Origin of the sequence: Larkinella knui (assembly GCF_003858645.1) — a bacterium.
In the GTDB taxonomy this organism is placed as follows: Bacteria; Bacteroidota; Bacteroidia; order Cytophagales; family Spirosomataceae; genus Larkinella; species Larkinella knui.
This window is the reverse complement of the sequence record NZ_RQJP01000005.1, coordinates 405781-427701: the sequence shown is the minus strand read 5'-3', so window position 1 is coordinate 427701 and position 21921 is coordinate 405781. Positions and strand designations below refer to the sequence as shown.

The following is a 21921-nucleotide window of genomic DNA, read 5'->3' as shown; positions in this document are numbered from 1 at the left end:
GAGGGTTGGAGAAGTGACGTGTCCGGGACCGCGGGTATAGAAACCGTCCTGGTCAGTGCCTTCTCCAACCTTCCAAAACCACATCTCTACAACTAAAAACAATGGCCTCACTAAAGGAAGTACGAAGCCGGATTACCTCTATTATCTCGACGCAGCAGATCACGAAAGCCATGAAAATGGTGGCTGCGGCCAAACTGCGCCGGGCTCAGGACAACATCATCCAAATGCGGCCCTACGCCCGTAAGCTGAGTGAATTGCTCAGTACGGTGGCGGCTGGCGCTGAACTCGCTGCCGATAGCCCCTACAATCAGGTCCGGCCGATCGAACGGGTGCTGCTGATCGTTGTAACGTCCGATCGGGGGTTAGCCGGCGCTTTTAATACCAACGTCGTCAAGGAGGCTCTTGTCCTGATCAATGAGCGCTATCCCGAGCAGAACCGCCGGGGTAACGTTGAAATTATGGCCATAGGCAAACGGGGTGCGGAAGCATTTCTCCGCCGGGGTTATAAAGTAAATACCACCTTTGTCGATACATTTTTGTCGCTAAGTTTTGCCAAAGTTCGGGCGGCTGCCGAAGACGTCATGAATGCTTTCACGGCTGGTCAGTACGATCAGGTAGAAATAGTCTTCAATGAGTTTAAAAACGTAGCGACGCAGATTATCCGCTCCGAGCAATTTCTGCCCATCGTTTCGGCACCAACGCACTCGGCCACCAAGACAACGAACGTCAACTACCTATTTGAGCCTTCGGAAGAAGAAATTATTACGGAACTGATTCCCAAGACGCTGAAAATCCAGTTGTACAAAGCCGTTCTGGAATCCAACGCATCGGAACACGGTGCGCGGATGACGGCCATGGACAAGGCCACTGAAAATGCCGGTGAACTTCTCAAAGAACTGAAGCTGGTGTATAACCGGACCCGTCAGGCCGCCATTACCAAAGAAATCCTCGAAATCGTGGGTGGAGCCGAAGCACTGGCGCAACAATAACGATTCTCCAGTTCATGACCGAAAACCCGTTGCCTGATTCGCAACGGGTTTTCTTTTTGGAATTCAACCCTACCGAATGGAACGTTTTCTGACCGTATTGGCTGCTGCGCTTTGTGCGGCCCCGCTGTTTTTCATAGTGGCTATTCGGTGGTTGATCCCCGCCATCAAACGGTGGTTTTTGCGGGGTGCTGACCTGGACTTTTCCGGGAGCCTTTCCCTGGGTGCTGGCATTGCCCTAGGTAGTTTTATCCTGATTGGCAGCCTGGCCTGGTTTTTTTCGGGACGAGGGTATCTGCGACCCACCCAGATGATTACGGGACTCATGATGGCAGGCTGGTGCCTGGCCTGGGTTGTATTTGCCTGGAATGAACCACACACGCTGGACTACCACGGAAAGCGGGCTGTTTTAGATGCCGAAATACGGATTGACAAATCGCTGCTGAACGGTCGTCCGCTGAAGGAAGCCGTTGCCCTTTCTTTTACCGGGGGTGATTTTGATCGCTTTCATTGGGACCAGGTTCGGCACGAAGGCGGTTTTGTGGTTCTACCGTGGGAAATAACGGTCCATACGGTCTACCACTGGGCCATCTGGTCGACGGTTGACTACAAGAAAAGTTACTTTGAGCTGGATTTGCCTTACCGTCCTTCTCACTCGACGGACTGGTCGGGGTGGGCCGCTCCTACAGCCCACGAGGGCGCCATTATTCCCCCCGGACTGACGCTCCGGTATCGGTTAAATTTGCTTGCTCAGTCAGAGACCAGCCCATAAGCGGCTTCGCTGTTTTCAACAGTTCCTATGGACCTTGAACACGAAATTGCCAGCCGGTATGCCTGTGCCAAATGCCGGAACCAGGAAGTATCTATCGAACGGATTGCTACCACCGGCACCGGGCTGTCCCGCATTTTCGACATTGAGCACAACGTATTTATAGCCTGTTCGTGTGCGAGCTGCCGTTATACCGAATTCTATAACCTGGAAATTCTTCAGGGAAAAGATAATCTGGGCGCGGTACTTGATCTAATTTTCGGCTGATAATCAGCCTTTTCCAGAAATTATAGCGTATTTTCAGGGATTGATTTTCGAAAATGTATTCTTTTTCAAAAAAAATCAGGGATCTTGAAACATTTTCCATAGATTAAATGTATTAACATTAAATGTCACTACATTATTAACCAAAAATAAAAAGACAATCATGGCAACTGCTGCTCCCGAAACCATCGTATGGACCATTGATCCATCTCACTCCGAAATTCAATTTAAAGTACGTCACCTGATGGTGTCGAACGTAACCGGCAAATTCAACTCGTTCGAAGGTAAAGTTGAAACCGTTGGCAACGACTTCGAAAACGCATCGGTTTCTTTCTCAGCCGACATCGACAGCATCACAACGGGCAACGAACAACGCGACGGTCACTTGAAATCAGCCGATTTCTTCGATGCTGAAAACCACCCGCAACTGACGTTCGTATCAACTTCCGTTAAAAAAACCGGCGATGATACGTACGAGATCATGGGTGATCTGACCATTCGCGGCACGACGAAACCCATCACGCTGAAAGCAGAACACGGCGGGCAAATGGGCGATTTCTACGGCAATACCAAAGCCGGGTTCGAAATTACCGGTACGATCAAGCGGAAAGAATATGGCTTATCCTGGGATGCCGTTACCGAAGCCGGTGGCGTTGTGGTCAGTGATGATGTGAAGCTGATTCTCGATGTTCAGGTAGCACACCAGTAACCGTTTTTTTTAACTATTTTTAACCATCCGTCTTCCTTGGGCGGATGGTTTTTTTTGGGGTTGGTTACCGGAACCAGCACATTCTATAACCAGCTTACTATAAAGAGGTTACGGTAGAACTACAGTAAGATTTCAGACTAAAAATTGGTGTAAAATAGACGAACTATCTTGGTTGAAAATTAGTTATTTATCTGACTAAATACTAATGAGAAATCAGTAAGCGTTAACAAGTAGTTCACTTAAATCTTGGACTCGTTACTATTAACCTTATTCGCAAACAACCTATGAATATCAAGAGCATAATTGCCAGTCTGTTCATGTTGGGTCTGTTGGCAAGTTGTTCGCCATCCGTGAATGTCAAATATGACTATGACCCAAAAGTAAATGTTCGCCAGTTCAGCACCTTCCGGGTTGAAGCCGACCAACGCCGTAATGCGGACCCCATTGCGGGCAGTAACCTGAACCAACGCCGGATTGCCGACGAAATCGAAAAGTCGATGCGGGCGAAGGGTTACAAACCGGTTGTGGGTGGAGAAGCCGACCTGGTGATCCGGTTTTTCTCCGACTCGAAAGACCGTCAGCAAGTTCAGTCCAACAACATGTGGTCGCCGTATGCGATGTGGTATAACCCCGGTTATAACAATGTATACACCCGCCAGTATGAAGAAAACCGCGTGGTTGTCAATGTCTATGATTCCCGTACCAACGACATCATCTGGCAGGGCTGGGCATCGGGTCAGTTGAACCAGAGCAAAAAAGAACGCAGTCGTGATGTGGCTTACCGGACCACGGTGGAAAGCATCATGAAACAGCTGCCCGAAAGCGCCGGTTCTGATTACAGCTCGGTAAAAGAGAAATAAGTTAATTTTAAAGCCGTCAGGTCCTGGAGACGCGACGACTTTATAGACAGCCGCTTGCTTCCAACGAAGTGAGCGGTTTTTGTTTTTAGGGCGTTTGTGACAACCATCCTGTTAGCCTGGCCGTATACCGCACGAGCTGATACGATCCGAATACGCCCAGAACCTCAACAACCGTTCCGGCCGGTAAGGTCTCGATTACAGCAGCCCGGCTGCTGGCGGCATCCAGCAAGTCCGTGCTGGCGGGCAAGGGAGCCCGGCGCAACGCCCGGCGCGCTGGTTCAACGCTACTGCTGGAAACATAACCCGTTAGGCCATCCGGCAATTCGATTCGCAGCCAGGTGGCCGTTCCGCCCGCAACGGTGAAGGCGGACGAACGCGGTAACGTGCGCAGAATAGGCGCGTCGCCAGTGGGAGACTGACGAACCAGCGTCCGGGCAGCCGAAATTCGGACAGAGTCGCCAAGCGTTTCGGATTCAATCAGGCTTTGGCGGGCCGGACCGGTTCCGCGCCGGACAAAAGGCAGGGGATCAACCGCTCCGGTGTTGAAACTGTAAATGCCGAAATGCAGATGCGGGCTGGTTGTCCGGGCGTTACCGGTGTTCCCGACAAAGCCTACCGTATCGCCCACCGAAACCCGTTGCCCCTGCTGAACCGCCTGCGAATCCAAATGCGCATAATACAAGGTTTGATTTCGGCGGGAATCCGACAGATAGACCACATTACCGCCCAGATTATTGGTTCCGACCCCGGAAATATAACCTTCGGAAGCAGCAACGGCGGGCGTGCCCCGGGGGGCAAAAATGTCGATCCCTTCGTGCCGACGACGACCCGCGTCGCGTGGGACGCCAAAATAACTGCTAATCTGGCGGCTGTCGCGTCCGGTAACCGGAAAGCTCAATACCGGCTCACGGGTAATGGAAACCGTATAACGGCCACTGCGCAGTAATTCGGGCTGAATTCTAACCAGGTGAGTTCGGGTCCGCCGAATTTCCACTTCCAGCTGATTGGTATCGGCCTTCGCCGAAATCAAGCGGTCGGGGTCCTGGTTCCGTTCGTTCAGTTCAAAAATATCGATAAATACCTGAACCGGCCGTTCGCCCTGCACATCGACTTTAATAATGAATTTATCACCCCGCTGCCCATTCAGGCGATACCCAATGGCAAAAGGGCGGTTGGATGAGAAGTAGCCGCTTTCCCGATACGGAACCGCAATGAGAACGGAATCTTTCAAGGCCCGGTTGGCCGTAGCCAGCCAGTCGGTACCCAGCGCCGTTTGTTCCAGCCGCGCGTCCCGCAGTGACTGGGCATATTGCTCATGCGGTGATACGGATCGAAATAATTTGCCCGGCCCCACGCTGGTGCAGGCACCCAGCAGAGTCGGTATGACAAAAATAAGAAGACGGTTGATGAAGGAGCAGTTCATTGGCAGGCAGTCGTTTGACTACTAAACCACGACCCAACCGGCAAGGTTTCGGGAAATAAGCCAGTGAAAAAGCAAGATTCGGCTTTTCACCAGGCATTCTGCTTATTTCCCCATCCAGACCTTGAAATCGCTCACTTTTTCCCGGCTTACGATGGCTTCTTTTTCGAATACCGGTTTGAGGGTCAGCGACAGGCGGTTTCCGAAATAGGGCTGAATTTGCTCGACGGTGCTGTGGGTAACAATAATGCCCCGGTTGATGCGGAAAAACAGGGCGGGGTCCAGCGCATCTTCCAGTTCATCGAGCGTATAGTCGATCAGGTATTTCTGATTGTTCCAGGTTTTGAAAAAGCTGAATCGTTCGTCGGTGAAGAAAAAGGCGATATCCTGCACTTCAATGGAAAGCAGCCGCTGGCCAAGCCGCACCAGAAACCGTCTGCGATACTCTTTCGGCTGTTGCAGTTGCAATTCACGAAGCAGTTTATCCAGATTAAATGCCTGGCTCGACTCCTTGTTTGCTTCGGTACGGCGGGCATTCAGATCCTTAAATTTTTTCAGACTGCGTTGTAAATCCTCCTTTTGAATGGGCTTCAGCAAGTAATCGATGCTATTTACCTTGAAAGCCTGCAAGGCATATTCGTCGTAGGACGTCGTAAAAATAACGGTACTGTTCACCTCCACCTGATCGAATATTTCAAAACTCTGCCCGTCGGCCAGTTCAATATCCATAAAAATCAGATCGGGCGACGCGTTGTTTTTGAGCCAGCCCACGGTATCTTCAATACTGGCCGTTACGCCCGCCACTTCGAGCGTCGGATCGACTTCCTGCACCAGTTTCCGCAACTTCCGTACGGCCAGGTCTTCGTCTTCAACAATCAATACATTCATCAGAATATCGTTTCAGGAAACGACAGCAAGTACTTGGATCACTTTCAATTTTCGAAAAGAATACCGACTGAAATGCGTTTTCTAAAGCCTGTGTTGTAGAAACCGGCGCCGGAACTGCACCGGTTTCTACAACACACTTCAATTTTTTCGTCCCTTTGAGGTCATAAAATAGATTGGGATGCCCAGGCCGGCAATTAACAAACCCATACCGGTATTGAAGGTTTTCTCTTTCAGCAGAATCAGGCAGATGACAACACCGGCGATGATGTATAAAGCCGGAACCAGTGGGTAACCGAACGCTTTGTAAGGCCGCTCGGCATTGGGTTCATTCCGCCGAAGCAGAAAAAGACCGCCGATGGTGATGATGTAAAAGACGAGCGAAGTGAACGTACAATAGTCCAGCAAATCACCGTACGTCCCTGATAAACAGAGCATTGAAGCCCAGGCACATTGCAGCCACAGCGCAACCCCAGGCACCGAATTCTTATTTAATCGGGATGCGGTTTTGAGGAACAATCCTTCTTTGGCCATCGCATAATAAAGCCGCGCACCCGACAGAATCAATCCGTTGTTACAACCGAAGGTAGAAACCATGATCAAAACCGCCATAATGGCAACGGCCACATCCCCGAAAATAAGCGAAACCGAAGCCGTTGCCACCCGATCGTAAGAAGCAAACTGAATGCCCCGGCCCACCACGTCGGTGGCGGTGGGTGAACCCTGCAACGGCAGCAGGGAAAGGTAGGCGATGTTGGCCAGTACGTAAATGGTCGTTACCAGCAGCGTTCCTACGAAGAGACTCAGCGGAATGTTCCGGCGCGGATTCCGGATTTCACCGGCAATGAACGTCACGTTGTTCCACGAATCGGCCGAGAAAAGCGAGCCGATCATCGAAACGCCGAGGGCCAGCAGCAACGCCATGCCACCAAGCGACACGACTGAGCCATCGGCTGCGGTTTGTGTGGCCGCCCAGGCATTCTGAAAGTTCGCCGAGAGGGTGCCGGTTTTCGACCCCACCCCAATGCCTACGACGATCAACCCCAGCAACGCCAGTAGTTTAGCCGACGTAAACACGTTCTGAATGAGTTTTCCGCTCTGGATTCCCTGACTGTTGATCCACGTCAGCAGCACCACACTGCCGCTGGCAAAGAGCGCCGATGCCTTGATTGGGAAGCTACCGACGCTGAAAAGGACATTTTCAGGATTTAAAACCGGGATAAAAACCGCCGTAAATTTGGTGAACGCCACCGCAACGGCGGCAATCGTTCCGGTTTGAATAACGGCAAAAACCGTCCAGCCATACACGAAACCCAGCAGCGAACCGTAGGCGCGCTGGATGTACACAAATTGTCCGCCCGCTTTGGGCATCATCCCCGCCAATTCGCCATAGCTGAGCGCGGCCGTAACGGTAATGACGCCCGTCAACACCCAGAGCAAAATCAACCAGCCCGCCGATCCAACATTGCGGGACATGTCGGCGCTGACAATAAAAATACCGGATCCAATCATAGAACCCGACACCAGCAGCGTTGCATCAATGAAGCCCAGCGAGCGTTTTAGTTCGGTTTTCTCTTCGGTTAACAGGTTGGAAGAATCAGACATGAGTGGGGTTTTAGGCTTGGAACGGATGGAAAGCGGAATATAAAGAAAAAATCTGCGCTTCGGTAAAACCGGTCCTAAAAACCGGTTTTCGGTATGCCATCCACCGCAGTGGGCTGCAGTTTTCTGGGATTGATTGAACGGTCGGTTCGTGGCGGGAAAAGTCGCTTTTTTGACGTATTCCGACATCGGCCAACGCGGCTCAACCTGCGTTCTTTGTACCCGTAAACACGAATGAACTCCATTTATGAAAAAAGTATTGCGTATTTTCCTGATCGGGATCGGCCTTGTGGTCGTTGCCTTGCTGGGTTTTCTCAGTTTTGTCGCTATTCGGGGCATTCCAACTTACGACCCGCCGGTTGTTCAGGACATCACCATTGAAGCCACACCGGCACGGCTGGAACGGGGCGCTAAAATTGCCCAGATGCATTGCATCGCCTGCCATTCCGACAAGAATAACCAATTGACTGGCAAACACATAAGTGACCTGCCCGGTGTGTTCGGAACCATTTACTCCATGAACATTACGCAGGATAAAGAAGTCGGTATTGGCAACTGGACCGATGGCGAACTGCTTTATTTTCTGAGAACGGGTCTGCGGAAAGATGGCTCCTTTGCCGGTATCATGCCGAAGTTTGCGACGATGGCCGATGAAGACCTGAAATCCGTCGTTGCCTGGTTGCGGTCGGATGCCTTTCCGGTTCAGGCATCAAAGAAAGAAGCGCCGAAATCTGACTTTTCGCTGTTTGCCAAATTACTGGCAAATACCGTCATCAAACCCCTGCCCTATCCGCAACAACCAATTGTCATCCCCGACAGCACGGATGAGGTGGCTTTCGGACGTTACGTTGCCGATGGTTTAGGAACCTGTTTTGTGTGCCACTCCGCCGATTTTACCAAGCAAGACCCGCTGAAACCCGAATTGACGGTGGGGTATTACGGGGGCGGTAATGAGATGAAAACGGCGGACAACAAGCCGATTTTTACGGCCAACCTGACCTTCGACGAAGAAACCGGTATCGGCAAAAAATACACGAAAGAGCAATTTATCAAAGCCGTTAAAGCCTGCGTCCGTCCGGACGGCAGCCTGATTCGCTCCCCGATGTTTCCCCACCAGATGACGGACTATGAGGTCGGAGCGATTTATGAATACCTCAAAACCGTGCCTAAAATCAGGAATGACGTTCCCGGCAAAGAGCGGGAAGCACTGGCCAGTAAGTAAATTCGGGTTTACTCAATCGTAATTTCATCGGCCGCGACCCAGGCTTCTTTTCCGGCATTGGGCATTCCGGCTGGTACTTTTCCAACGTTTCGGGCAATTATCCGCACATACCGCCCCACCACCGGTTCAAAGGTGAGGGTATGGCGGATAATTGCCTTTTCACCGCGTTCCGTGGGGTCCAGCGTTACGGTTTTGACGAGACGAAAATGCTGACCGTCGTCCGAAACCGCCACGTCAACCTGTTTGGGAAGCAGAATATTGCCAGCCGTCGCTTTCACCAAGCCAATCGTCACCAACTGAATCGACTGCGGTTCTGCCAGCTCGATCGTCGCATTCAGGTCAGCGGTTTTTACCCCAGCCACGCCCTGCATTTCTTCAATGTATCCAATGGTGGTGCCGTATCGACCGTCGATCAGAATCGACGGTTCCGCATTTTTTGGTTTTGTAGCCGCCGTTGCCAGGTGAATGGTTTGACCGGTTGCCTTTGAAACCGCAAAGTCCCAGGCCTGAACATCGCCCAGTACGCGGCTATTTTTCACCGTTACGGCTTTGACGGAAGTTGGCCGGGTCAGGGTAAAAGGCCGGTCATACCGCGGAGATTGCGCCGTTGGTGCCGAACCGTCGGTCGAATAATGAATTTCGGCCGTTGGCTCCTGGGTTTCAAGCCCGATCTGCAAACTGCCGTCCGGTCTGGCGACGGGTTCGGCCCGCACGTCGTAATAGGCCCGGGAATACGTCACCTGAAGTGCATCCAGACGCCTGAAAAGCATCGGAAGCCGGTGGGTAAAATCCGGCCAGTTTTTCTGTTCCGGAAGTGTCCAGACCACCTCGGCAACGGCGGCCGCCCGCGGCCAGACCATGTATTCTACCTGTTCGGCGGTTTTCAGGTACTCCGTCCAGACATTCGCCTGAACGCCAAGGATGTGTTTTTGACCGCTGGCGGGCAAATCCTCCGGCGTCGGATCATACGAATACGTTTTTTCCAGGGGCGTAAACCGCCCAAAAGCCAGCGGTTCCTGCGACCGGTCGGCCTGGTAATGATCCAGGTACATAAAGTCACCGGGGGTCATGATCACATCGTGGTTTTGCCGGGCGGCCTGAATGCCTTTCCCGATTCCGCGCCAGCTCATGACGGTGGCACCCGGCGACACGCGAATAGCCGGACTGTTCCCATCCAGTATTTCGTCCCAGCCAATGATTTTCCAGCCTTTCGAAGTCACCCATTTGTCGATCCGGGCCGTAAAATAGCTTTGCAACTGGTTCTCATTTTGCAGCTTCAGTTTCCTGATCAATGTCTGACAATAGGGACTTTTTTTCCAGGCGATTTTGGGACATTCGTCACCGCCGATGTGAATATAAGGTCCGGGAAACAAGGCCATCACTTCGGTCAGCACATCCTCCAAAAAGGTAAACGTCTTTTCGTACGGACATAAGACATCATTGAAAATTCCCCATTTAGTGGCAGTTTCGTAGGGTCCATCCGAACATCCGAACTCCGGATAAGCGGCCAAAATCGCCAGCGCGTGGCCCGGCGTTTCTATTTCAGGAATAATCGTTACGTAGTTGGCGGCCGCATACTGCACGACTTCGCGCACCTCTTCCTGCGTATAGAAGCCACCGTATGGTTGTCCGTCAAACTGGTGCGGATCCGATTCATAATAGTGCCCGATCAGGGTTTCCTTACGCCGGCTCCCCACCTGGGTTAGTTTCGGGTATTTTTTGATCTCGATCCGCCAGCCCTGGTCATCGGTCAGGTGCCAGTGAAAGACGTTGAACTTGTGAAGCGCCAGCAGATCGATGTATTTTTTGATGAACGAAACCGGAAAGAAATGCCGCGCAACATCGAGGTGTAAGCCACGATAGCCATAACGAGGCTGGTCCTCAATTCGGCAGGCCCGAATTGACCAGTCAACCGGTTCGGTTACCGGTGTTGGGCTAAAAATCCGGGGCGGCAGGAGCTGGTACAGGGACTGAACGGCGTAAAAAAAACCGGCTGGTTTGGCGGCTTCAATCGTGATGGAAGTCGGTTTTATGTCCATCCGGTAGCCTTCTGTGCCCAAACTGGCGTCTTCGATTACCACCAGTGAAAGTGAATTTCCGGCGGGTGCGGTTTTCGGTTCAGGTTGCAGTTGGAGCGTCAGGCCGCTGGCGGTATGGAGTTGCCGGATGAAGTTTCCGGCAATCGTTTTTAGTTCAGAATTGGCCGCCGGAGTCCGAACGACGGTCGAATTCGTGAAACTAAATCGACCGGCGCGGGCTTCGAGTTTGGCGGGCCTGGGAATAACCGCATACGCCGTATCCGCCTGACTGAAGCCGGAGATGGAAAGCAACAAACCCAGCCAGAGGCAGATGGTTCCGGTCATAAGCAAATTGAGTTTTGGAAGATCAAAAATACGGAAAACAAAATTGAACGTGTTCCTGCTATTTCGCCCATCGCCCTGATAAGTGGGTTCCGTGGACGATGGAAAGGCTAAAAGCCGTTGCCGCAGACGTAAACCGTCGAAGAGTACAAACGATCCCTCTTCGATGGTTTATACAATAGAATTCACTGAATAAATTCAGAAACACGCTAGTTTATTTTACCGCTTTAGCCAAATTCATAAACCTGCAAAACATCCTACTAAATTCCGGAAATTTCATATTGAAAATTTTACATTTTCATGAAAAATCTATATTATATTTCGATATTATAAATATTGTTAAAATTAAATTTGCAGTTATAGAATAAGTACCTATCATTGCAATGCCGGATCACACCGGCTTTCTACAAAACCTACAGGCGCAAACCATCTCTGGCAAACTTTCTAGCTTGCCCATCATACTCCCCACTTCTGAATCCGTTTGATGTCTCTCTGCGATGGAGAGCACCCGTTTTTCTAGTGCCTTACATCCACCCATTCATTGGCTATTATTTACATTTTACACAACCCAAACTATTCAGTAATGAAGCAAATCTATGCACTGCTGCTCGTCTGGACAGTCGTAAGCGGGCTTGGAAAAGCCTGGGCTCAGGACCGAACGATCTCCGGAAAAATCACCAGTTCAGCCGATGGCTCGCCCCTGCCCGGCGTAAACGTCGTAGCGAAAGGCTCCTCAAAAGGCAGCGTTTCGGATGCCAACGGTACGTATACGCTCCTGGCTCCTGCCGGCACGAAAGCCTTGATTTTCTCGTACATCGGCTTTTTAACGCAGGAAGCCCCCTTATCGGCCTCCTCCAATGTCGTCAACATCTCGATGACGGAAGCCGCCCAGAGCCTCGACGAAGTGATTGTGTCGGGTCTGGCAACGAGCGTCAAACGAAGCAACGCGGCCAACGCCGTCACCCGGATTTCTTCCGACGAGCTGGTTGGTAAAACCCGCCCGGTAACGCTCGATGCGGCCATGAGCGGGAAAATTGTCGGTGCCAACATCGTGCAGAACAGCGGAGCACCCGGCGGAGGGATTTCCGTGAAACTACGCGGCATTTCGTCCATCAACGGGAGTTCGGAACCGTTGTATGTCATCGATGGCGTGTTTGTCAACAACTCCCAGTTTGCCACCGGCGCGGGTTCCGGCTCGTTCAGCGGGGCGGGGACCAACCAGGACCAGGCTCCTAACCGCATTTCCGACATCAATCCCGCCGACATCGAGTCGATGGAAATTCTGAAAGGACCCAGTGCGGCCGCCATTTACGGAACACGCGCCAATGCCGGGGTTATCATCATCACCACCAAAAAAGGCAAAGCGGGCAAAACCAAAGTGAGTTTTGGCCAGGATGTCGGCTTTTCGTCTGCCATCCGGTTGCTGGGCTACGAAGGCTTTAGCCTCGACCCCATCGGCCCGGAAGGCCAGAACAAATTCGACTATGTTTTCGGCAACGGAACAGTCGGCAGCGGCAGCAAAACCGAAATTGACCTGTGGCAAAAAGCCACCGCCGAAGGCAAGCTGTACGATTACGAAAAATACATTTACGGAAATACCGGAAAAATCACCAACACGCGGCTGAGCGTTTCGGGCGGAAACGACAAGACCAAATTTTACATGGCAGCCGGTTTGAACGACGAAACGGGAATTCAGAAAGGCACCGGTTTTCAGCGTAAATCCATCCGCCTGAACGTGGATCACAAACTGGCGAAATGGATTGATTTCTCGATCGGATCCAATTTTATGCGGACGGGTGCCCAGCGGAGTTTCAGCGGAAACGACAACCGGGGCGTTTCAATTGGCTACACATTGGCTTACACACCGAATTACGCCCAGCTTTTCCCGGTCAACGGCGTTTATCCCGCTTCACGCTATACCGGCGACAGCCCGGTTGCCATTGCCGAACGAACCATCAACGACGAAATGACCAACCGGTTTATTCAGTCGTTCACCAGCAATATTTACTTTCTGCAAAAACCCAACAGTACCTTGAAACTGGCTTTTCAGGGCGGTTTGGATTACGTCAATACAGAAGCCGAAGTCTATTTTCCGGAAGATTTACAATCGCAGCTCACCCGCCCCACCCCCGGTGCTTCGCGGTATTCCAAAAACCGGAGTTTCAACACCAACCTGCAGGCCTTCCTGATTTACAACTGGCAGTTGCTGGGTGGAAAACTTGACCTTACTTCGCAGGTGGGAACGGTACGGCTCGGTACGGACAATGATTTTAGCTGGATTCAGGGCGACGGTTTACTGCCCAAACAGAAAAACCCCAATACCGGCAGCGTCAGAACCTTCAGTGAAACGTGGCAGACCTGGCAGGATGTGGGTTTGATTGCCCAGCAGGAAGCCAATTATCAGGATAAAATCATTGGTACAGTCGGTATTCGTTTTGACAAATCGAGCCTGAACGGCGACAACAAGAAATGGTACGGTTTTCCACGGGCCTCCTTAGCGGTCAACCTGGCCAAATTCGGTTTCTGGTCGTATGAGCCCATCAGTCAGTTGAAACTTCGCGGGGCTTTTGGCCGAACCGGGGGCGTACCGGCCTACGGTAACATCTTCACCTCGCTGGGAACGACCATTATCGACGGGCAACTGGGATCGGTGACGCCAACGAGCGTTGGAAACCCGACCATCGAGCCCGAAACGGCGCAGGAAATCGAGTGGGGTGTCGACCTGGGATTATTCAAAAACCGGGTTAATCTGGAGGCTACGTATTACGACAAAAAAGTATTTAATCTCCTGAATCCCTACACCTTATCATCCGGAACGGGCGTGACGCAGTTCAATGCCTATCCGGTTGGCGACCTGCAAAACCGGGGTGTTGAGTTGGGCTTAAACGTCGTGCCGGTCGAGATGTCCAATTTCACCTGGACGTCGTCGGTGCAATACTGGTTCAACCGCAGCAAGATCACTCGGCTGGAAATTCCGAACACGACGGTGGGTTCCGGCTTCAGCATCTACGGTCGCAACCAGTTGCGGCTGGGCGAATCGCCGACCCGCTGGTATGGATCGCCGAACGTTCCGGATGCCCAGGGCGTGGCGCAAGCCACCCGGTATGAAGATGCACAGCCCAAATACCAGATTTCGTTTTCCAACCAGTTTAAATTATTTCAGCACTTCGACTTTGGATTCCTGCTGCATACCAGCCAGGGGAACTTCAACTCCAACCTGACGACCAAGCAAAAAGATACCGGCGGAACGACGACCGACTGGAGCAAAGTGGACAATCTGTACGGAACGAACCTGCCCAACGGCCGGGCGCGTCTGCCATCGAACCCCAACGTAACGGCCCGGGAATTCATTCAGGACGCGAGTTATGTGCGTTTGCGGGAAGTGTCGTTGTACTACACCGTTCCGAAAACGATTCTGGGCAAGGCGTTCGCCAATGTGGTTTCCAACATTCGGATTGGTACCTCGGCGCAGAACCTCCTGACGTTCACCAAGTATGAAGGCTACGATCCGGAAGTTTCCAACTTTGGTAACCAGTCGGTGGGCGCCAGCGTCGACAATGCCGCTTTCCCAAACAGCAAACGGATTTTCTTCCATTTAGCTGTTGATTTTTAAGAATTACCCCAACCCCTCAAGGTCGGGCATTCATTCTTCCAAAAACTATGCATCTATGAAATTTTCTCTAAAACATACGATTTTACTCGCCGGGCTGGCCTTTGCCTTGCCGTCCTGCAGCTTTTTTGAGGTCGAAAATACCGTCGACCCCAACAACCCGCCCCTCGAATCGGTCCTGACCAATGCGTCTCGCATTCAGATCAATCAGTTAGGAATCGGTATTCAGTCGTCCATGCGCAACGGTCGTTCCAATTACGTCCTGGTGGCAGGGTCGATTGGCCGGGAAATCTACAATCTGGCTTCTACCGAGCTAACCTGGACCACCGAGCTATTGGGAACCACCAACGGCGGTTTTAGCGCAACGACCTTGTTCAACGGTTACTACAGCGATTTTGCCCAAACCCGGCGACGGGCGGAGTATTTCCGGATTGCGGCCGAAAACTCCGCTCCGGGCGCGCTGACGGATGCGGAAAAACAGGGCATTCGGGGTTTCGTCAACACGGTCGATGCCTACACCCTGCTCTGTATGCTCAACATGCAGTATAAAAACGGCGTGCGGATCAAATACACCGACTTGTATAGTCCGGGCGACATGCTGAAACCGGGGCCGTTTGTTTCCTACGAAGACGGGTTGAAAGAAATCCGGCGACTGCTGGACGAAGGGGCCACGCAACTGGCTGCGGGCGGAACCGCGTTTGGTTTTACGATGACCAGTGGCTATGCTGGATTCAACACGCCCACAACTTACCGGAAATTCAACCGCGCACTGGCGGCCCGGACGGCCATGTACCAACAGGACTGGACCGGTTTGCTCAGTTTATTGTCGGAATCGTTTTTTGACCTGAATGGCGCTTTGACAACCGGACCGAACTTTACGTATTCAACCACTTCGGGTGATTTAACCAATCCGCAATTCCAGCAGCTCAACACCACGGCTTCGCCCGTGGTGCCGCAGTCGCTGTACATTACCCAGGCCGAAGCCGGCGATACGCGGGTGACGAAAAAAGTGACCAAACGCACTTCGTCCCGCGCGCTGAATGGCTTGATCGGCGATTATGATGTATCGTTGTATGCCTCCAGTACGGCTCCGATTTCCATTATCCGCAATGAAGAACTGATCCTGATGTATGCCGAAGCGATGATTCAAACCGGCAAACTGGCGGATGCCGTAACGGCACTGGATAAAGTTCGGCTGGGGGCCGGGCTGAAAGACCTGGCGACCGCTAAACCGGCGATCGTGAACGACAAAAATGCGATGATTGATGAGCTGCTGAACCAGCGCCGGTATTCGCTGTTTTACGAAGGCCACCGCTGGTTCGACATGCGTCGCTACGGCCGGTTGGCGCAATTGCCCAACGATCAGCCAACCCACAAGGTATACGACCAGTTGATTCGCCCATTTGCCGAAGTACAGTGGGATGCCAAAAATCCACAATAAATAGCTAAACCCAACCCATTCTATGAATCGATTTCAATCCATGCAGGTCGTTCGGCGGTTTCTGGTCGTGCTGGCCTTCCTAAGCTCGTCGGCGGGTTTTGCCCAGACGAAGCTCAAGTTCGAGTTATCCTACCCGGCTGCCATCAGCTCGACTCCGCTCACAGGCCGGATGTTCCTGATCATTTCGCGCAAAGACAGCACCGAGCCCCGCTTGCAGGTGGGCCGGTATGGCACACAGTTCTGGGGCGCTGATTTTGAGAAACTGGCCGCGGGCAAAGCCGTCACCATCGACGGAACCACGCTGGGCTATCCGATCAATGCGCTGAAAGATGTTCCGAAAGGCGAGTATTTTGTGCAGGCGGTTTTGAATAAATACACCGAATTCAAGCGCTCAGACGGCCATACGGTCTGGATGCACATGGACCAGTGGGAAGGCCAGCAGTGGACGCGGTCGCCGGGAAATGTGTACAGTGCCGTTCAGAAAATCACCATCGATCCGGCCAAAAGCGAAACCATTAAGCTGGAAGTGACAAAAGTGATTCCGCCCATTTCGGTGCCTGCGGATACCAAATGGGTGAAACACATCAAAATCCAGAGCAAAAAACTGACAAAATTCTGGGGCCACCCGATTTTCATTGGTGCGACGATTTTGCTGCCAAAAGGATATGACGAAGAACCGGGTCGGCTTTATCCGACGGTGTATCAGCAGGGCCACTTTTCGACGGCCCCGCCGTTCCGGTTTAGCGAAAATCCCAACAACGAATTCTACAAAGACTGGACGGCCGACAACGGTCCCCGGTTTATTGCGATCACGTTGCAGCACCCGTCGCCCTATTTCGATGATTCGTACGCGGTCAACTCCGCCAACAACGGCCCGTTTGGCGATGCCATTCACGAGGAATTGATTCCGGAGATTGAAACGAAATTCCGTTGTATTCGGGAAGGATACGCCCGTTTGCTCACCGGCGGTTCGACCGGCGGCTGGGAATCGTTTGCACTACAGGTCTGGTACCCTGAGTTTTACGGCGGCACCTGGTCGTTTGCGCCCGATCCGCTCGATTTCTGGAACGTGGAAGGCATCGACATTTACAAGGACAAGAATGCGTTTTACAAAGAATACGAATGGTATAAAGTGCCCACCACGAACACCCGCATTCCGGCAACCGGCGAACCGCGGCTAACATCGGAGCAACGGAATATGATGGAACTCGTCAACGGAACCAAAGGCCGGTCGGGCGGGCAGCTCGACATCTGGAGTTCGGTCTTCGGGCCGGTCGGTGCCGACGGGTATTTCAAACCGCTGTTCGACAAAAAAACCGGGGTGATCGACCCAACCGTGGCCGCTTACTGGAAAGAACATTACGATCTGCGGCAGTATCTGGAGAAAAACTGGGCGACGGTTGGGCCGAAACTGGTGGGCAAACTGAACATCATCGTTGGTCGGATGGACGATTTCTTCCTTAACTTTGGGGTGTATAAAGTGGACGAGTTTCTGAGCAAAACCACCAATCCGGCCTACGGCGGTTCCATTACCTACGGCGACCGGGGTGGTCACAGCTGGCGGCCCTATTCCAACGGCGAGTTGCTCAGGATGATGGATGCCCACATTAAAAAAATGGCTCCGGCCAAAAGTGCGACGAAAGCCAATTAGTCAACCAACGCAATTCTATGAAAACCACGTATAAAATACCGCTCCTGCTGGTGATCGTCTGGACGGCTTTGCGGCAGCCTCTGTTTGCGCAGCCGGGCGTTAACAAAGCGGATTCGCTGTACATCGTCCAGAATTACACCAAGATGGAACGGATGGTGCCGATGCGCGACGGCGTGAAACTGTTCACGTCGATTTATGTACCGAAAAACACCTCGCAGAAGTACCCGATTCTGTTCGACCGCACGCCCTACAGCGTGGCGCCCTACGGTGAAGACAAGTACAAAACGTCGCTGGGGCCTTCGATGCTGTTCGCCAAAGACGGCTACATCTTTGTTTATCAGGATGTTCGCGGACGCTGGATGTCGGAAGGCAATTTTGTGGCGGTGAAGCCCCACAATCCCGATAAAAAGAAGAAAACGGATGTGGACGAAAGCTCGGACACCTATGATGCCATCGACTGGCTGATCAAAAACATTCCGAACAACAACGGTAAAGTGGGTACCTGGGGCATTTCGGCCCCCGGTTTTTACACCACCATGACGGCCATCGACGCCCACCCCGCCCTCAAGGCGGTTTCGCCCCAGGCTCCCGTAACGGACTGGTATATGGGCGACGACCGGCACCACAACGGGGCGTTTTTCCTGATGGGCACCTTCGCTTTTCTGTCATCGTATGGCCAGCCGCGCCCGGTTCCAACCACCAAGGGCGGACCGCGTTTGACGGGGTATTACACGCCGGATTCCTACAAGTTTTACATGAATGTCGGGCCGCTTTCGAAGGTGAACGAGAAGTATTTCAAAGGCGAAAACGCGCTCTGGCAGGAAATGATGGTACACGATGCGTACGACGAATACTGGCAAAGCCGGGCGGTCGTTCCCCACCTGAAAAACATCAAACCGGCGGTGATGACCGTTGGGGGCTGGTTCGATCAGGAAGATTTGTATGGTCCGCTCAAGACGTATGCCGGCATCGAAAGCAAGAATCCGAAAACGAAAAATATTCTGGTGATGGGGCCGTGGATTCACGGCGGCTGGGCACGCAGCAACGGCGAAGCCCTGGGCAACATTCGCTTTGGTGCCCAAACGGCCCCGTATTACCGGGAAAAAATCGAATTTCCGTTTTTCAATCATTACCTGAAAGATGGGCCCGATCCGCAACTGCCGGATGCGTCTATTTTTCTGACGGGTTCCAACGAATGGAAGCAGTACAGCCAATGGCCACCCAAAGAGTCGCAGGAGCGGAATATTTATCTGCACACGAGCGGCAAGCTGTCGTTTGAGCCGCCGAAAGAAACCGAACCGGTCTTCGACGAATACATAAACGACCCCAAAAAACCGGTTCCGTATACCAACAACGTCCAGATCATCCGGGGCAGTGATTTCATGTACGAAGACCAGCGGTTTGCGGCTGCCCGCCCCGATGTGATGGTGTATGAATCGGAACCGTTGACGGAAGACGTTACCATTACCGGCAATGTCATGGCGAATCTGTTTGTTTCCTCGACCGGCACCGACGCCGATTTTGTGGTCAAACTGATCGATGTCTATCCCGACACGACGACGGCCACCAGCCCGATTCCGACCACCAAAATGGCCGGTTTTCAGTTGATGGTTCGCGGAGAGGTGATGCGGGCCAAGTTCCGCAACAGCTTCTCAAAACCGGAACCCCTGAAACCGGGCGAGGTGGCCGAAGTGAAGTTCGACATGCAGGATGCGGCCCACACGTTCAAAAAAGGGCATAAAATGATGGTGCAGGTGCAGAGCTCGTGGTTTCCGCTGGTCGACCGCAATCCGGGGAAGTTCATGAACATCTACGACGCGACGGAGGCTGATTTTCAGAAAACTACCCAGCGGGTTTACTTCTCCACCAAAAACCCGTCGCACCTGAAAGTGCGGGTTTTGAATAAAAGTATCTGAGGATTTGATGAACAAAGCCGGGCCGTAAAGGAATGCTCCCTTACGGCCCGGCTTTGTTTTGGTTGAAGTGCAGGGCACTTCGGTGGAGGAAAGTAGCGAAAAGTGCTTATCGTTTTTTTCGGCCCGAATAATTGCCTGAATAGCTGGACTTACCGGTATTCTCCTTTTTGGGGTTCCCCAAAAGCCGCTCGATCAAATCCGGGCGATTGAGTTTGTTCAGGCGATCCCGTATCCAATTCTTGTATTCGGGTTTATACCAGAAGAAAAAGCGGTTCTGGGCCTGCTTTTCGTCCCGCGTCTTCGCCGTTTTGACCGGTTTCAGGGTATACGGATGAACGCCGGAATAGTAGATCACTTCGGCCACGGTCATGGGCGTGGGCGTAAAATCCTGCACCTGTTCGAGCTGAAAACCAAGGTCTTTGGTTTCGGCCGCCAGGTTGGCCATATCCTGCTCCTCACAGCCGGGATGCGACGAAATGAAGTACGGAATCAGCGGCTGCTTGAGGTTATACTTTTCCTGAATCCTGTCGTATTTTTGCTTGAAGAGCTTAAAATACTTAAACGACGGTTTGCGCATGACCCGCAGCGTATCGTCAGACGTATGCTCGGGAGCAACCTTCAGCCGGCCCGACACATGACGCGTGACGAGTTGCTCCATGTATTCGTCGTGGTTGCCGTCGGCGTTGTTTTTATTGAAGTCATCGACCAGCAAATCGTACCGGACGCCCGAGCCAACAAACGCCTTTTTGATGGCCGGATGAGCATCGACTTTGCGGTATAGCTCCGTCATCGGTTTGTGCGACGTATCGAGGTTCGAGCAGATCACCGGGTGAATGCAGCTTGGGCTCTGGCAACGGGCGCAGATCGATTCGTCTTTGCCCTTCATCTTGTACATGTTGGCCGACGGTCCGCCCAAATCCGAAATGTATCCTTTGAACTCCGGGTGTTTGGTAATTTCGTCCACTTCTTTCAGGACCGACTTCTCGCTCCGTGAGGCCACAAACTTACCCTGGTGTGCCGAAATGGTACAAAAACTACACCCGCCAAAACAGCCCCGGTGCATATTGACCGAAAACTTGATCATTTCGTAGGACGGAATCGGCCCGCGCTTTTTGTATTTCGGGTGCGGAAGACGGGTGTACGGCAAATCGAACGACTGATCGATTTCAGCCTCTTCCATTGTCTTGAACGGCGGATTGATTACCAGCAACTGGTCGCCCACCCGTTGAATGATCCGGTTGGCCTGCCACTTGTTCGACTCCACCTCAACAATTTTGAAGTTGGCCGCGTACTTGATTTTATCTTCCAGACACACCTCATGACTCGCCAGCTCGACCGAACTCCAGTCGTTGTAGTCGCGTAATTCGGTGTTGGCATCGTGCAGAAAAGCCACCTGATTGATATTCCGCATCGACGAAAACGGAACACCCTGCCGCGCCAGTTTCAGGATTTCGCGGAGGGGTTGCTCCCCCATGCCATACACCAGCATATCGGCCCCGGCATCGACCAGAATGGAAGGCATCAGTTTGTCCTTCCAATAGTCGTAATGCGTTACCCGGCGCAGGGAGGCCTCGATGCCACCGAGCAATACCGGCACATCGGGGTACAGCTCTTTCAGAATTTTGGTATAAACGATGGTGGCATAATCGGGACGGAAACCCGCTTCCCCACCGGGGGTATAGGAGTCATTGGAACGCAGGCGTTTGTTGGCGGTATAGTGGTTCACCATAGAGTCCATACACCCGGCCGTAACGCCAAAAAAGTATTTGGGTTTGCCAAATTTTCGAAAATCGCGCAGATCGTCTTTCCAGTTGGGCTGGGCAATAATGGCGACCCGAAACCCTTCACTTTCCATGATCCGGCCAATCACGGCGGTTCCAAAGGCCGGATGGTCTACGTAGGCATCCCCCGATACCAGCACAATATCAACTTCATCCCAGCCTCTTTTTTCGACTTCTTTCATCGTCAGAGGCAGCCAGTCGGTAAGGGGTCTTTCAATCATGAGCACGTAAATTAGTGTACTGAAAACCATCGAATTTACGAAATAATTCAATCTAATCGATAACAAATCGGATGGTCCCTCCGCTCATCCGGTTCCTACAGCAAGTCAATCCCGCCCGTTTCGGCCCGATTTCCTCCGTTTATCAACCCAACCAGGTGCGTCCGGATTTTGGATCCAATTTTAAAAATCAGGAACCGATCGACGCCCGATCTGGATTCCCCGGC

The 21921-nt window shown here is 52.3% G+C and carries 15 protein-coding genes; 10 read left to right on the top strand and 5 right to left on the bottom strand.

Going from position 1 to position 21921, the window contains the following annotated elements:
- The first annotated feature begins 101 nt into the window (after window positions 1-101).
- From atpG to EHT87_RS24050, 5 genes are all read left to right on the top strand, one after another.
- On the top strand, window positions 102-989 hold the full coding sequence (gene atpG, locus EHT87_RS24070; RefSeq protein WP_124909221.1) for an ATP synthase F1 subunit gamma: 888 nt from the start codon (window positions 102-104) through the stop codon (window positions 987-989).
- Window positions 990-1065: 76 nt separating this feature from the next.
- A complete protein-coding gene (locus EHT87_RS24065; protein ID WP_124909220.1) occupies window positions 1066-1758 on the top strand; it encodes a hypothetical protein in 693 nt (230 codons plus the stop codon).
- 27 nt (window positions 1759-1785) lie between these two features.
- The gene (locus tag EHT87_RS24060; RefSeq protein WP_124909219.1) at window positions 1786-2022 is read left to right on the top strand and encodes a zinc ribbon domain-containing protein; all 237 of its coding nucleotides are present in this window, start codon (window positions 1786-1788) and stop codon (window positions 2020-2022) included.
- A gap of 160 nt (window positions 2023-2182) precedes the next feature.
- Window positions 2183-2728, top strand: a complete 546-nt coding sequence (locus tag EHT87_RS24055) for a YceI family protein (RefSeq protein ID WP_124909218.1) — start codon at window positions 2183-2185, stop codon at window positions 2726-2728.
- Window positions 2729-3012: 284 nt separating this feature from the next.
- Window positions 3013-3588 (top strand): DUF4136 domain-containing protein, encoded by a 576-nt coding sequence (locus tag EHT87_RS24050; protein WP_124909217.1) that lies wholly within the window; start codon window positions 3013-3015, stop codon window positions 3586-3588.
- An 85-nt stretch (window positions 3589-3673) separates the two neighbouring features.
- Here the strand turns inward: EHT87_RS24050 and EHT87_RS24045 are convergent, their stop codons facing one another.
- From EHT87_RS24045 to EHT87_RS24035, 3 genes are all read right to left on the bottom strand, one after another.
- Complete coding sequence (locus EHT87_RS24045; protein ID WP_124909216.1) at window positions 3674-5011, bottom strand: M23 family metallopeptidase; 1338 nt, start codon at window positions 5009-5011, stop codon at window positions 3674-3676.
- Between the two features lie 102 nt (window positions 5012-5113).
- Window positions 5114-5896 (bottom strand): LytR/AlgR family response regulator transcription factor, encoded by a 783-nt coding sequence (locus EHT87_RS24040; RefSeq protein WP_124909215.1) that lies wholly within the window; start codon window positions 5894-5896, stop codon window positions 5114-5116.
- Window positions 5897-6034: 138 nt separating this feature from the next.
- Complete coding sequence (locus tag EHT87_RS24035; protein ID WP_124909214.1) at window positions 6035-7498, bottom strand: APC family permease; 1464 nt, start codon at window positions 7496-7498, stop codon at window positions 6035-6037.
- A 244-nt stretch (window positions 7499-7742) separates the two neighbouring features.
- Here EHT87_RS24035 and EHT87_RS24030 point away from each other — a divergent pair, with 244 nt between their 5' ends.
- Window positions 7743-8717, top strand: coding sequence for a c-type cytochrome (locus EHT87_RS24030; protein WP_124909213.1), 975 nt, complete (start codon window positions 7743-7745; stop codon window positions 8715-8717).
- An 8-nt stretch (window positions 8718-8725) separates the two neighbouring features.
- Here the strand turns inward: EHT87_RS24030 and EHT87_RS24025 are convergent, their stop codons facing one another.
- Window positions 8726-11080, bottom strand: a complete 2355-nt coding sequence (locus tag EHT87_RS24025) for a beta-N-acetylhexosaminidase (RefSeq protein WP_124909212.1) — start codon at window positions 11078-11080, stop codon at window positions 8726-8728.
- Window positions 11081-11660: 580 nt separating this feature from the next.
- On the opposite strand from EHT87_RS24025, the gene EHT87_RS24020 reads away from it, so the two are divergent.
- Genes EHT87_RS24020 through EHT87_RS24005 form a run of 4 tightly spaced genes read left to right on the top strand, consistent with a single transcriptional unit; the run spans window position 11661 to window position 19695 of the window.
- Window positions 11661-14690, top strand: coding sequence for a SusC/RagA family TonB-linked outer membrane protein (locus EHT87_RS24020; RefSeq protein ID WP_124909211.1), 3030 nt, complete (start codon window positions 11661-11663; stop codon window positions 14688-14690).
- A gap of 55 nt (window positions 14691-14745) precedes the next feature.
- Window positions 14746-16128, top strand: a complete 1383-nt coding sequence (locus EHT87_RS24015; protein WP_124909210.1) for a RagB/SusD family nutrient uptake outer membrane protein — start codon at window positions 14746-14748, stop codon at window positions 16126-16128.
- A gap of 22 nt (window positions 16129-16150) precedes the next feature.
- On the top strand, window positions 16151-17779 hold the full coding sequence (locus EHT87_RS24010; RefSeq protein WP_124909209.1) for an alpha/beta hydrolase-fold protein: 1629 nt from the start codon (window positions 16151-16153) through the stop codon (window positions 17777-17779).
- Window positions 17780-17796: 17 nt separating this feature from the next.
- Window positions 17797-19695 carry a CocE/NonD family hydrolase gene (locus EHT87_RS24005; RefSeq protein ID WP_124909208.1) on the top strand — a complete coding sequence of 633 codons (1899 nt, stop codon included), beginning with the start codon at window positions 17797-17799 and terminating at the stop codon, window positions 19693-19695.
- A gap of 106 nt (window positions 19696-19801) precedes the next feature.
- Here EHT87_RS24005 and EHT87_RS24000 read toward each other — a convergent pair whose 3' ends face one another.
- Window positions 19802-21697: a YgiQ family radical SAM protein gene (locus EHT87_RS24000; RefSeq protein WP_124909207.1), complete on the bottom strand. Its 1896-nt coding sequence runs from the start codon at window positions 21695-21697 to the stop codon at window positions 19802-19804.
- Window positions 21698-21921: the final 224 nt, after the last annotated feature.

Coding starts and splice junctions, on each gene's coding strand:
- EHT87_RS24010 (WP_124909209.1), top strand. CDS start 16,151: ATGAATCGATTTCAATCCATGCAGGTCGTTCGGCGGTTTCTGGTCGTG.
- EHT87_RS24050 (WP_124909217.1), top strand. CDS start 3,013: ATGAATATCAAGAGCATAATTGCCAGTCTGTTCATGTTGGGTCTGTTG.
- EHT87_RS24065 (WP_124909220.1), top strand. CDS start 1,066: ATGGAACGTTTTCTGACCGTATTGGCTGCTGCGCTTTGTGCGGCCCCG.
- atpG (WP_124909221.1), top strand. CDS start 102: ATGGCCTCACTAAAGGAAGTACGAAGCCGGATTACCTCTATTATCTCG.
- EHT87_RS24000 (WP_124909207.1), bottom strand. CDS start 21,697: ATGATTGAAAGACCCCTTACCGACTGGCTGCCTCTGACGATGAAAGAA.
- EHT87_RS24020 (WP_124909211.1), top strand. CDS start 11,661: ATGAAGCAAATCTATGCACTGCTGCTCGTCTGGACAGTCGTAAGCGGG.
- EHT87_RS24025 (WP_124909212.1), bottom strand. CDS start 11,080: ATGACCGGAACCATCTGCCTCTGGCTGGGTTTGTTGCTTTCCATCTCC.
- EHT87_RS24015 (WP_124909210.1), top strand. CDS start 14,746: ATGAAATTTTCTCTAAAACATACGATTTTACTCGCCGGGCTGGCCTTT.
- EHT87_RS24060 (WP_124909219.1), top strand. CDS start 1,786: ATGGACCTTGAACACGAAATTGCCAGCCGGTATGCCTGTGCCAAATGC.
- EHT87_RS24045 (WP_124909216.1), bottom strand. CDS start 5,011: ATGAACTGCTCCTTCATCAACCGTCTTCTTATTTTTGTCATACCGACT.
- EHT87_RS24035 (WP_124909214.1), bottom strand. CDS start 7,498: ATGTCTGATTCTTCCAACCTGTTAACCGAAGAGAAAACCGAACTAAAA.
- EHT87_RS24055 (WP_124909218.1), top strand. CDS start 2,183: ATGGCAACTGCTGCTCCCGAAACCATCGTATGGACCATTGATCCATCT.
- EHT87_RS24030 (WP_124909213.1), top strand. CDS start 7,743: ATGAAAAAAGTATTGCGTATTTTCCTGATCGGGATCGGCCTTGTGGTC.
- EHT87_RS24040 (WP_124909215.1), bottom strand. CDS start 5,896: ATGAATGTATTGATTGTTGAAGACGAAGACCTGGCCGTACGGAAGTTG.
- EHT87_RS24005 (WP_124909208.1), top strand. CDS start 17,797: ATGAAAACCACGTATAAAATACCGCTCCTGCTGGTGATCGTCTGGACG.